Source organism: Herbaspirillum camelliae, from assembly GCF_001929405.1.
GTDB lineage: Bacteria > Pseudomonadota > Gammaproteobacteria > Burkholderiales > Burkholderiaceae_D > Herbaspirillum > Herbaspirillum seropedicae.
Genome location: NZ_KV880769.1, coordinates 4,625,828 through 4,637,767, shown reverse-complemented (window position 1 = coordinate 4,637,767; position 11,940 = coordinate 4,625,828). Strand labels below are relative to the sequence as shown.

General features: G+C 64.6%; 10 protein-coding genes. 6 read left to right on the top strand and 4 right to left on the bottom strand.

From position 1 onward, the window contains the following. Positions 1-34: 34 nt before the first annotated feature. Positions 35-1,144, bottom strand: a complete 1,110-nt coding sequence (locus BGK68_RS20705) for a LacI family DNA-binding transcriptional regulator (protein ID WP_075258628.1) — start codon at positions 1,142-1,144, stop codon at positions 35-37. A 483-nt stretch (positions 1,145-1,627) separates the two neighbouring features. Between BGK68_RS20705 and BGK68_RS20700 the strand changes: the two genes are divergently transcribed. From BGK68_RS20700 to BGK68_RS20675, 6 genes are all read left to right on the top strand, one after another. Next, positions 1,628-4,372 (top strand): TonB-dependent receptor, encoded by a 2,745-nt coding sequence (locus tag BGK68_RS20700; protein ID WP_233149371.1) that lies wholly within the window; start codon positions 1,628-1,630, stop codon positions 4,370-4,372. A 69-nt stretch (positions 4,373-4,441) separates the two neighbouring features. Continuing rightward, positions 4,442-5,167, top strand: coding sequence for a MotA/TolQ/ExbB proton channel family protein (locus tag BGK68_RS20695; RefSeq protein WP_075258626.1), 726 nt, complete (start codon positions 4,442-4,444; stop codon positions 5,165-5,167). Beyond that, the gene (locus BGK68_RS20690) at positions 5,164-5,562 is read left to right on the top strand and encodes an ExbD/TolR family protein (protein ID WP_069374130.1); all 399 of its coding nucleotides are present in this window, start codon (positions 5,164-5,166) and stop codon (positions 5,560-5,562) included. Before BGK68_RS20695 ends, BGK68_RS20690 begins: the two co-directional genes overlap by 4 nt. A 7-nt stretch (positions 5,563-5,569) precedes the next feature. Then, positions 5,570-6,286, top strand: a complete 717-nt coding sequence (locus tag BGK68_RS20685) for an energy transducer TonB (RefSeq protein ID WP_198937239.1) — start codon at positions 5,570-5,572, stop codon at positions 6,284-6,286. A 32-nt stretch (positions 6,287-6,318) separates the two neighbouring features. Then, the gene (locus tag BGK68_RS20680; protein ID WP_075258625.1) at positions 6,319-8,409 is read left to right on the top strand and encodes a phosphocholine-specific phospholipase C; all 2,091 of its coding nucleotides are present in this window, start codon (positions 6,319-6,321) and stop codon (positions 8,407-8,409) included. Positions 8,410-8,475: 66 nt separating this feature from the next. Further along, complete coding sequence (locus BGK68_RS20675; RefSeq protein WP_233149370.1) at positions 8,476-9,423, top strand: glycerophosphodiester phosphodiesterase family protein; 948 nt, start codon at positions 8,476-8,478, stop codon at positions 9,421-9,423. Between the two features lie 254 nt (positions 9,424-9,677). Here BGK68_RS20675 and BGK68_RS20670 read toward each other — a convergent pair whose 3' ends face one another. Genes BGK68_RS20670 through ygfZ form a run of 3 tightly spaced genes read right to left on the bottom strand, consistent with a single transcriptional unit; the run spans position 9,678 to position 11,917 of the window. Continuing rightward, positions 9,678-10,508, bottom strand: coding sequence for an NRDE family protein (locus BGK68_RS20670; RefSeq protein WP_075258624.1), 831 nt, complete (start codon positions 10,506-10,508; stop codon positions 9,678-9,680). Next, positions 10,499-10,798, bottom strand: coding sequence for a DUF4936 family protein (locus tag BGK68_RS20665; protein WP_075258623.1), 300 nt, complete (start codon positions 10,796-10,798; stop codon positions 10,499-10,501). The genes BGK68_RS20670 and BGK68_RS20665 overlap by 10 nt, the downstream gene beginning before the upstream one ends. A 45-nt stretch (positions 10,799-10,843) precedes the next feature. Continuing rightward, positions 10,844-11,917, bottom strand: a complete 1,074-nt coding sequence (ygfZ, locus tag BGK68_RS20660) for a CAF17-like 4Fe-4S cluster assembly/insertion protein YgfZ (protein WP_075258622.1) — start codon at positions 11,915-11,917, stop codon at positions 10,844-10,846. Positions 11,918-11,940 lie beyond the last annotated feature (23 nt).

Genomic DNA, 11,940 nt, shown 5'->3' with positions numbered 1-11,940 from the left:
CGGCTGCGCGGGCGGCCGTGGTGGCGATGATTCTTCACATGACCGGGCGCGTGCTGTCGCGGATCACCAGATGCGTGGAAAACATCTTCTGCACCAGCGCCGCCTGGGTGGAGGCCGGATCGGTGGGCTGGCTGCGCTGTTCCTGGCGCTGCTCGATGCGTTCGAGCAGCAGCTTCACGGCGAACTCGCACATCTCCAGCATGGGCGCATCCACGCTGGTGAGCGCGGGGATGCTGAAGTCGTCATAGCGCATGTTGTCGAACCCGACCACGCTGATCTCATGCGGCACCTTCACGCCCAGGTCGTAGAGCGCCTTGAGCGCGCCCAGGGCCATGCGGTCGTTGCCCAGGAAGATGGCGTCCGGGCGCTCGGCCTGATGGCACAGTTGGGCGGCGGCGCGGTAGCCGCTCTCCAGCGACCAGTCGCCGGTGACCACCCATTCGGGGCGTGGCGTCAGGCCGCATTTTTCCAGCCCATCCAGATAGCCGAAATAGCGCGCCTCGCTGGAGGTGGGGACGCCTTCCTCACGCGACTTGCCGGGCTGGTGATCCTTTTGCGGCCCGGTGACCAGGGCGATGCGGCGGCAGCCGCTGCGATAGAGATGTTCCACTACCGCCAGTCCAGCCTGGCGGTCCGACTGCACGACGTGATGGCAGGCCGGATCGGCCATGCCGTAGACCACGCAGGGATAGCCCAGCCGATGCAGTTCGCTCACCACCGGATTGCCGGCCCGGTTGACCATGGCGATCATGCCGTCGATGCGCCCGGCCAGGAACAGGTCGCGCACATAGACCAGCGAGGCCTCGTCTTCGCGCATCAGGTTGCGCTGCAAGAGCGTATAGCCGGCGCGGTCGGCGGCGCGGGTGAGGGTCTGCACGACGTTGTGATAGTGGGTGTCCTGGGTGCGTTCGGAGCGCTCGTCGTAGGAAGAGCCGTTGAACATCACGCAGGCCAGGGTGCGCGTGGAGATATTGCGCAGCGAACGGGCGGCGACATTGGGAATGAAGTTGAGCGCGTCAATGGCCGCTTGCACCAGCTCGCGGGTTCTGGGAGCGACTTTCTCGGGGTGGTTCAGCACCAGCGAGACCGTCTGGAAACTGACGCCGGCGGCCTTGGCGACGTCCTTGATGGTGAGGCGGCTCATGGCTGGAACAGACGAAGCGGTGAAGACGAGGTCAAGGGTGATCGGTGCAGGTGGGGCAGGGTCGGGGTCATGGCAGGTCGGCGTCGAAATGCCCCGGCCAAGAGAGCAGGCCGGGCTGCGCAATCATATATGAGGCCAGGCGCTACCGGACCGGATCGCGGCCAAATATGTTTTTTGCGACAGGGGGCTGGATGTAATCACGGGGTCATAAATCTTGGAGAAAATACGAGTCTATTAGAACGTTCCAATGTAAAGCAACGAAGGAAAAGTTGCATAAAAAGAATAATGGCAGAGACTTCTTGTAAAGACTGCCATTTTTTTCTTTCTGAAATTAGAACGTTCTATTCATGATAACCGGCGTCGCATCCGGTCGCCATAGCCGGTCCGGCTGCGCATGCCTTCTTGCCACGATTCGTTTTCAGGGGAAATACCATGTCTTACCGTAGTGGGAGTCAGCATTACCGACGTTTGTCATTGACATTGATGAGCCTGGCGATCCTGTCGGTGCTGCCGCTGCTGGCGCAGGCCGCCGATGAGACGCCGGCGGGGGAGGCCACCCCGGGCAGTGCGACGCAGGAGGGCAGCGTCAAGCGCCTCGACAGCGTGGTCGTCACGCGCAAGCGCAGCCAGACCAGTGCGGCGGTGGCGGGCAAGCAGGTGGAAGACCGCGTCATGGACAGCGTGACCCGGGAACAGGTGGAGCGCCTGCCCGATTCCACGGTGACCGATGTGGTTCGGCGCGTGGCTGGGGTATCGGTCACCTTCAATCCGGACAACGTGAACGGACGTGACAAGGCCCAGTTCATCGCCATCCGCGGCCTGGATGGCAGCTACAACAACGTCACCATCAACGGCGCGCCCATGGCGTCGGTCGACCAGACCACCCGCAGCGCCCGCACCAACATGCTGCCGGCGTCGATGGTCAAGGAAGTCCAGGTATTCAAGACCTGGACGCCCGACATGGACCCCAATGCCGTGGGCGGCTCGGTCAATATTGTCAGCCGTAGCGCCTTCGACAATGGCGGCAAGCCCACCTTCAGCGCCACCGGCGCAGTCGGTCATGCCGCCGGCACGGGCAAGGTGGCCTCGGGCGCGGAAGGGCTGGCCAAGAAATCGGATGTGACCTTCAGCAATACCTTTGGTCCGGACCAGCGCTTCGGCTATGTGATCTCGGCCAACTTCGAGAAGGAAAACACGGTCTCCATCGGTCACATGACCACCGACAACATCTTCTACAACTACTACAACGCCAACGGCAGCATCGCCAATCCGGCCTCCTCGGGCGGCCCCAATACCGGCAATGGTTTCCCGGTGCCGCAGCAGTTCAAGTACTGGCAACACCTGAAGAACAGCGAGACCAGTGGTTTCAATGCCAAGCTGGAAGGGCGCTTCACGCCGGATCTGAACGGCTTCGTGGGCTTTGGCTACAACAGCGACTCCACCCACATCCTGCGCAACGAGACCTTCATCGATGACAGCCGCAGCACTGGCAACAACCCGGTCCAGAACCAGACGCCCACCAGCGGACAGTTCGCGCTCGGCGAGGCCGAGGCCGGCTATGCCGCCTCGACCATCAAGCGCACCACCTCGGTGCTGCAGGGCGGACTGGACTGGAAGCTGGACGACAGTCAGGTGCTGTCGCTGCGCTCGTCCTTCTCGCAAGCCAAGCATCGCGAGCCGCGCGAACTGGCCAAGTACATCTTCGCCAACTTTGCCTATCCCGGCGCCGGTTCCGCGCCTGTACTCAGCGGCACCAATGCGTTGGGCATGAGCTACAACACCTCCGGTTTCGAGCCGTCGGTGGCGCTGAACAATCCTTCCAACTTCACCAACCTGAACAACTGGCAGGCCTATTACTGGCGCAAGGAAATGGTCAAGATCGATGACCAGGTCGGCGACGTGAAGCTGGATTACCGCTGGAACATGGACCAGGATGCACGCGGCCTGGGCGCCGGCGTGGGCGTGGATTACCGGCGTCTTGAGCATAGCTATGACTACGTCAACAACCAGTATTTCCCGACTTCCGGCGGCCTGACGCTGGCTGGCAACGGGTCGGTCTCCAGCACCATCATGCCCTACAGCGGCGGCTTGCCCTTCATCCTGGTCAACGGCGGCCAGGCCTGGCAGCAGTTCGCGGCCAACCAGGGCCAGATTGCGGCCAGCAGCGGCAACAGCGTCAACAGCCTGCAAAGCAATTATTCGCATAGCGAACAGACCGCCGCGCTCTATGCGATGGCGTCCTACCGCACGGATCAATGGAGCGGGCTGTTCGGTCTGCGCCAGGACAATACCAACCATTCCACCACTGGCAATGTGCGCAATGTCAGTAATGGCACCACCACCTGGGCGTCACAGACCAAGGACTCCAGCTACAAGTATCTGTTGCCGGCGGCCTCCCTGATCTTCAGTGCCACCGATGACGTCAAGCTCAAGCTGGCCGCCAGCAAGACCATTGGCCGTCCCAACTTCGACGCCTATGCGCCCAACACCACCATCAACCAGAACACCGATGGTTCGGTCACCGTGACCCAGGGCAATCCGGACATCAAGCCGCGTGAATCGACCAACCTCGATGCCTCTGCCGAGTGGTACCTGCCGCGTTCCAGCCTGCTGTCGGTCGCGCTGTTCAACAAGAAGATCAAGAACGAGATCTATACCCTGTCCAGCCAAGGCAGCCTGTTCTACAACGGCGCCACGCGTGCGGCCTCGATCAGCCAGCCGGTCAATGCCTCCAGCTCCCGCATCAACGGGGTGGAACTGAGCTACGTGCAGGGTTCGCTGGGCTGGATCAGTCCGGCCCTGCAAGGTCTGGGCTTCAGCGCCAACCTGAGCTTCTTCGATGGACGCTTGAATGCCGCTGCCAGTAACGGCGGCACCCGCACCATCCAGAACCTGGTCAACCAGCCGGACCAGATCCGCAACCTGACGGTCTTCTACAACTACCAGAAGCTGGATGTCTCGGCGGCCTACAACTGGACCGGCCGCAGCCTGCGCCTGGTCGATTCCAGCCTGGCCAGCCGCGACGTCTACTGGCAGGCGCGCAAGCAGATCGACCTGCAGGCGCGCTATGACCTGGGCCATGGATGGCGCGCCTTTGCCGAGGTGGCCAACCTGACCAATTCGCCCGTGACCAGCGTGACCGGTCCCAACAAGGACCTGCTCAAGGACACCTTCTCCATGGGCCGGATGATCTGGGTGGGGCTGAACTACAGCCCCAAGGACCTATGACCTGTGACGCGTTATGCGCCCCTGTTTTGTTTGACTCACCCTTCGTACCTCCCCCTGTAAGGAACTGCCATGTCCAATCTTGAACAACTCCTGGAACTGAGCCGCCAATCGATGGGCATCATTCCCGTCCTGGCCCTGCTATTGCTGGTGGTGCTGGCCGTCTCGGTCGAGCGCTTCATCTTCTTTGCCCGCTGCCTGCCGTCGGGCAAGCAGATCGACCAGGCGCTCATGCGCGCTGATCATCGCAACGATGCCGCCCTGCAGGACATCGCCCAGCGCTACCGCGCAACCGTGTTCGGGCCGACCCTGCATGCGGCGGTCGAGTCGCGTGCGCTGGCCACGGGCGAGGCCATGGACCGCTACATTGACGAAGCCATCGTGCGCACCATGCCGGAACTGGACCGGGCCTTGTGGCTGCTGGGCGCAGCCATCACGCTGGGGCCGCTGATTGGTCTCTTGGGCACCATCATCGGCATCACCGAATCCTTCAACGTCCTGGGCACCGCCGGCAGCAGCAGCGGGGCGGTCACCAACGGCATCGGCCATTCCCTGCTGGCGACGGGTTGCGGCTTGCTGGTGGCCATCGCCGGCGTGGCGGCCAACAGCTATTTCTCCAAGCGGGTGCGCCTGGCCCTGCTGGAGCTGGACCTGATCAAGCTGGTCTTCATCAAGCAGCACTGCCTGCTGGAAGAGGCCGTCGTGCTGCGCCACAACGCCGAGGCGCATCCTGCCGGGCAGGGCAAGCCCGCGCCCAAGCGTACCGCCGACGTGGCCTATGCGGGAGCCGCATCATGAGCCGCACCCGCTACCTGCAGTCCGATGAGCCGCATATCGAGATCATCCCGATGATCGACATCATGATGTTCCTGCTGATCTTCTTCATGGTGACGATGCTCAAGATGATCGATGTGAGCGGGCTCAAGATCAACGTGCCGCAAGCCGCCAGCGCCGCTACGCTGCCCAGCAAGTCGTTGACCATCGTGGTCGACAAGACCGGTGCGATGTTCTTCGAAGGCAAGCCGCTCGAGCATGATGCGCTGGTAGCCCAGTTGAAGGAACGCGCCCAGACCGCCAAGCTGGAAGTGCTGGTGGCCGGCGACAAGGACGTGTCGCTGGAAAACCTGCTGCACGTGATGGATGTGGCGCGCGCTGCCGGCGTCGAAGACATCGGCATCGCTGCCAAGCATTGAGGTCGATATGCGTCATTCCCTGACTCTGCCGCTGTCTGGCCCGTCGTCTTCTTCCTGGCAGGAGCCGCCGCCCGCCGTTCCTGCCGGCAGCGCGCTGCGCTGGCCGCTGGCCGTTGGCGTGGCGCTGGCGGTGGAGTGCGCCATCGTGCTGCTGGCCTGGCCGAAGGCGCAGCCGCCTGAGCCGGTGCCGGAACCGGTCAAGGTGATGAAGCTGGTGACCATCGCCGAGGCTCCGCCCTTGCCGGCGCCGCCAGCGCCCACGCCGCCGACACCCAAGCCGCCGCCGAAGCCCACGCCGCCCAAACCGTCGCCGACACCCAAGCCGACGCCGGTAACGGCGGCCCCGAACGTCCCTGCCCAGGATGCCCCTGCGCCGGTGGTGCCGAGCCCGCCGTCGCCGCCTGCTCCCGCCGCCAGCGCGCCGCCGGTGGCGGCCACGCCTGCTCCCAAGGCCCAACCCGGCGAGATCCGGCGCGGTCTGGTGCCGCTGCGGCGGGTCGAGCCGGAGTATCCGCCCAAGGCGCTGGCCAGCAATACCGAGGGCGTGGTGGTGGCGCACCTGACCATCGAGAAAGATGGATCGGTCAGCGCCGTACAGATCGTGCGCGCCCAGCCGGCCAAGCTGTTCGACCAGGCCGCGACCAAGGCGCTGATGCAATGGAAGTTCTCGCGCACCGATGAGCCGGTGCTGGGCGAGGTCGAACTGCGCTTCAGCCTGAACTGAGATTGAGACAACAAGGATTGCGAGATTCGCCCATGAAAAGAAAATCCCAGGACCGCCGTCATTTCCTTAAAAGCGCCGCCCGCACAGGTAGCGCGGCGCTGGCGCTGACGGCCTTGCCGGCCAGCATCCGCAAGGCGCTGGCGGTAGCACCCTCGTCGCCCACGGGCACGATCAAGGACGTGAAGCATGTGGTCATCCTGATGCAGGAAAACCGCTCCTTCGATCACTATTTCGGCTGCCTGAAGGGGGTGCGCGGCTTTGCCGATCCCATCCCGCGTCCCTTGCCCGACGGCAGCCCGGTGTTTCATCAGCGCGATGGGCAGGGGCGGCTGGTGCTCCCGTACCGCATGGAGATGGCCACCACCAGCGCCGGTCGCGCCGGCGGCAACCTGCCGCATGCCTGGAAGGACCAGCACGCCGCCTGGAACCGCGGCAACTACGACAAGTGGATCGAGGCCAAGAAGGATACGGTGACCATGGCCTACTTCACCCGCGAGGATTTGCCTTTCCATTACGCCCTGGCCGATGCCTTCACCATCTGCGACGCCTACCATTGCTCGGTGCTGGGGTCGACCAATCCGAACCGCTTCCACCTGATGAGCGGCGGCATCGACTTGCAGGGCAGGGCGGGCGGCCCGATGACCTTCCAGCCGCGCACCGGCAACTGGTCGGGCGTGCCGGGCGAACGCCGCAGTGGGGCCGATAGCTTCGGCTGGACCACCTATCCGGAACGGCTGGAGCAGCATGGCGTCTCGTGGAAGGTCTACCAGGGGACCGAGGAGCTGCACAAGGACCACGGCGACTACCCCAGCGACTTCAATGTGCTGCAGTATTTCTTTGCCCAGTATCAGAACGCCGCTCCCGATTCGCCGCTGTGGCAGAAGGCCTGCAGCAAGTTCACGCTGGCCGACCTGGCGCGCGACGTCAACAGTGGCAGCCTGCCGCAGGTGTCCTGGCTGATGCCGCCCAAGCTCAGTTGCGAGCATCCCGATCGCACGCCGGGCTATGGCGCGCATTACATCAGCCAGGTGCTCGACGTGCTCACCGCCAATCCCACGCTCTGGAGCAGCACGGTGCTGCTGGTGAACTACGACGAGAACGATGGTTTCTTCGACCACGTCGTGCCGCCCACGCCGCCGCTGCATGCCGGACAGGGCTTGTCGACCGTGGAGACGAGTGCTGAATTCCACCGCAAGGGCGACTACGTCAATCCGGCCGATGACCTGCCCGCGGGCCTGGGGGCGCGGGTGCCGATGATGGTGATCTCGCCTTGGTCCAAGGGCGGCTATGTTTGTTCGGAGGTGTTCGACCATACCTCGGTGATCCGTTTCCTGGAGCAGGTCTTCGACGTCCATGAACCCAACATCAGCCCTTGGCGGCGCGCGGTGTGCGGCGACCTCACCTCGGCCTTCGACTTCAGCCGCCGCGATGCAGCCAGCCCGGTGTTGCCGGATACCTCGGCCTACCGCGCCCTGTCGGATGCACAGGCACGCTTGCCGGCGCCGGTCGCCCCGTCCAGCCCGACGATGCCGCAGCAGGAGCGCGGCATGCGGCCGGCGCGGGCCTTGCCCTACGTGCTGGCGGTGGATGACCGGGCCGTGCCGGATCAGGAGGCGCTGCAACTCGATTTCCTCAATCCCGGCAAGGCTGGCGTGGTCTACCAGGTCTATGCGCGGCAGGAGAGCGAGCGTTACCAGACCTTCACGGTGCAACCCGGCAAGTCGCTCACGGCGCAATGGCGCGGCGTCGGGCCTGTGGGTGGCTATGACCTCAAGGTGTACGGCCCCAACGGCTTCCTGCGGGAGCTGCGCGGCAGCCTGGAGCGTGGGGGCGGGGTGGAGCCGGTGGTGCAGGCGCGCCATGACGGCGAACGCGGCGAACTGGTGCTGGCCTTGCTCAATCCGGGCCGGCAGGCGCTGCGCCTGGTGCTGCGCGATCAGGCGCACGGCCAGGCCACGCGCACCGTGACGCTCGCACCGGGGCAGTCGGCCACAGAACGCTGGCCGCTGGCCAGCAGCCACCACTGGTACGACCTGCTGGTCCAGGCCGAGGACCGGCCCGCTTTTGCGCGCCGCCTGGCGGGCCATGTGGAAACGGGTCGTCCATCCTTCTTTGCCAGCTAGACCTTGCTGCGCGGGCTGCGGGAGTGCAGCCCGTGTCTACCCTCCTTCATCTACCAGGAAGATCTCATGCCTTCTCTTGGACGCTTTTTCGCCATTTTCCCCATTGTCGCCACCTGCACCTTTTGCCTGCTCATGGACCCAGCCCACGCCGATTCCCTCACCTGGCGCCAATCGGCGCTGACCACGCCCACCGGCCCCGTGCTGGTGTCTTCGCACCGTAGCTGCTGGACCGAGACCTCGGAGAATTCGTTGGACGGCATCCGGCGCTGCATCGCCGAAGGTATCGACATCGGCGAGATCGACGTGCGCACCACCCGCGACGGTGCGCTGGTGCTGATGCATGACCGGACCGTGGACCGCACCACAAATGGACGCGGCGCGGTGGCCGAGCTCACGCTGGCGCAGATCCAGGACCTGCGGCTGTACACGCGCGGCGGCGGCCAGGGTGCGATGCTGACATCGCGCCGGGTGCCGACGCTGCAGCAAGCGCTGGCCGTGGCGCGCGGCCGCATCGTGCTCAATCTGGATGTGAAGCTTGCCGATATCGGCGCGATGGTCGCGGCCATCCTGGAGACCGATACTGCGCGCGACGTGCTGCTCAATATCAATGCCGGGGTTGACCCGCAACAGGTGGCCTGGGCGCGTTCCCTGGGCATTGCGGTGCAGACGCTGTATTTCGACGAAAAGACGGGGGCGTCGTCGCGTAGCACCCAGCTGCAGGCCATGGCGCAGCAGGAACCGACGGTTTTGCAGTTGATCTTCCGTGATCCGACCGTGGTCGGGACAGCTGGTCAGGCTGTGGAGGGCAGGCCGGTGCGGATGCTGGTCAATACCATGGCGCTGGATATCGACAGCGGCCGCCCCATGGACCTGGCGGGGCCGTACCTCGATACGGTGGCCGTGGATCATCCGGAACAGGTGTGGGGCCAGCTCATTGCGCAAGGTGTGAGCATCATCCAGACCGATGAGCCGCAGCGCTTGCTGGCGTGGTTGAGGCGCAGGAAGTTGCGTTGATAGCGCAGCGGGCAAGGGGCGAGGAGGGGCGCAGACCCCTCAGCCGGCTACGCATGGATAGGGACGAAAAAAAAGCCCACAACCTTGCGGTGTGGGCTTGAATCCAATTCTTTAGGAGGAAATTGGAGGAGACAGGTGCTACTTTACTGCTCCGCATCAAATCAGGCCAATTTATCTTCTAAATATCAGGTATACGGTTTGGTTATTTCACACTGGAAACAACTGAACCGCCCAGCTCAGGCGCGGCGGGGCTGTCAGCCCTCCTGCCCAGCCTCGGGTGAAGCTTCCTGCAGCCTGGGCTTGCAGGGTATCCGGCAGGCCTTGTCGGTGGCCGGCTCGGCAGAATATTGCATCGCCATAGGGTCAACCACGTGCTCGGTCAGCACCGGTTCGCCCACGATGGGCACCCGCACGACCGACGAGCAGCGGGTGCCATAGTCGGGCGAGCGGATGAAGATGGGAGAGAGCATCCTTTCCTTTTCCAGCCCGATGCCGGTGTCGGGCAGGCGGCAGTCGTTGGCGCGGGTGGCGTCGGTCAACATCTCGAAGAAGGTTTCTTCCGGCGCTCCCTGGCACAGCAGGCTGGCGAACTGGGCCTTGGCGCGGGTGAGCTTGGGCCAGGGCGTGTCCAGCAGGGCGTTGGAGACGCCATAGACGCCATAGTCCAGCGGCTGGCCATTGCGCGGATCCTGCTGGCCGCGGTTGGAATACCACAGCATGGTGTCGCGATTGCCCAGCAACAGGTTGAAGCCGTTGTACTGCTGCGCTTGCGCTTCGATCTGGCGCAGATAGGCCTGGGGATCGAGGTTGCCGGCCAGGTAGTCGGCCACCAGCTGGCCACGGGTGGGCGCGTCCGTTCGTCGTTCCGAGGGCGCGCGCACATTGGTCAGCGCCGCAAAGCGCCCGTCACGCGTTACCCCCAGCCAAGTGCCGCCTCCTTGCAGGTCGCGCCCGGCGTAGATGTGCGGATGGTCTTGCCACCAGCCGGCATCGACAGCCGGGCGGGCATAGAACTCGTCACGGTTGGCCGCCATGATCAGCGGCATGCCGGGGATGACTTTCCAGGCGAAGATGATCAGGCACATGGCGCTACATCCTCGAACTGTTCGACGTGGCGCTCGCCGCTGATGAGCTCGGTGGCGCCTGAGTCCTCCAGGGCCTGCGCCAGGGTTCGCTTGAACGCGTCGGCTTGCGCCGGCGGGATGTCCGGGTAGATTTCCATCCAGGTCTGCAGGCCGTCCTGTTCGCCGGGGCGACGCTTGAGCGCGCCGGCGATTCCCAGGCGCGCCTGCAGCATCGCCTGCACCCCCTTGATCTTGCCGAACAGGCTGCTCGCGTGCGTGGTCCCGACCCGGTAATAAATGTAGAAATCCATGGATGCGTCCCTATGGCTGCGGGTGGCTGCTAGGCTGCGCGCCGCTTATTGCGGATCGGCCAGCTCATAGGGCAGGGCATGGAAGTGCAGCGCAGGGCCATCGGCCGCGCCCAGGTGGACGGCGTCCTCGGCGGCTGCCAGCTTCATTTCCACCAGGGCCAGGGCGTGGCCGTCATCGAGCGGCTCGGCATTGACTACCATGCCGCAGGGCTGGCCGGGATCGGCGGCGGCGAAGACTTCCTGGCCGGCACGGGCGGCGGCGCTGGCGATGGTGGCCAGCATGGTGCGACGCTTGAGCTTGCCCAGATACTGGCTGCGCGCCACGATTTCCTGGCCGGGGTAGCAGCCCTTCTTGAAATTGACGCCGCCGATCAATTCGAAATTGATCATCTGCGGCACGAACTGCTCCTGGGTGGCCGCGACGATGCCCGGCACACCTGCGCGGATTTCCGACAGACGCCAGGCCAGGCTGGCCGTCGGGGTGAGATGCTGGGCCAGCCTGGGCCAGGCGGCGGTAAGGGTGTCGACGGTGGCGATCCACTGATAGCGCGGGCTGCCGGCGGCGTCGGCCAGGCGGATCAGGGTGCCGTGGCTGTTGTCGATCTTGTCATAGGGGGCTGCCGGCAATACCGGGAACCACTCGGCCAGTGCGTTGGCAGTGGCCGGGCCAGCCAGGCCCAGCAGGCCGCGCTCGGTGCTGGCGTCAGCCAGTTTGGCCTTGGCGCGCATGACGAACATCTGCAGACGCTTCTGGATCGCTGGCTGCAGGCTGCGCGGCAGCTGCAGCCAGATGGCCTGGTCGTCGCGCCACATCAGCAAGGTGGCCAGCAAGCGCCCCTTGGGCGAGCAATAACCGGCCAGGCGCGCCGCGCCGGTGTCCAGATGCTGCACATCATTGGTGAGCTGGCCGTGCAGGAAGCTGGCGGCGTCCTCGCCGGTGACGGCGATCAGTCCCAGCGAGGTCAGCGGGGCCATGAAGCTTTCCAGGCTTTGCGGCGCCACCGCCGTGGGGCCGAAGCCGATCACGTCGGCATGGTCGTCACTGTCGGCCGCGAACTGGGCGCCTTGTTGCGCCAGGAAGTCGCGCCAGGCGGAGGGCGATGAAGTCATTTCGGTCATAGGAAATCTTTTACGGATTACAT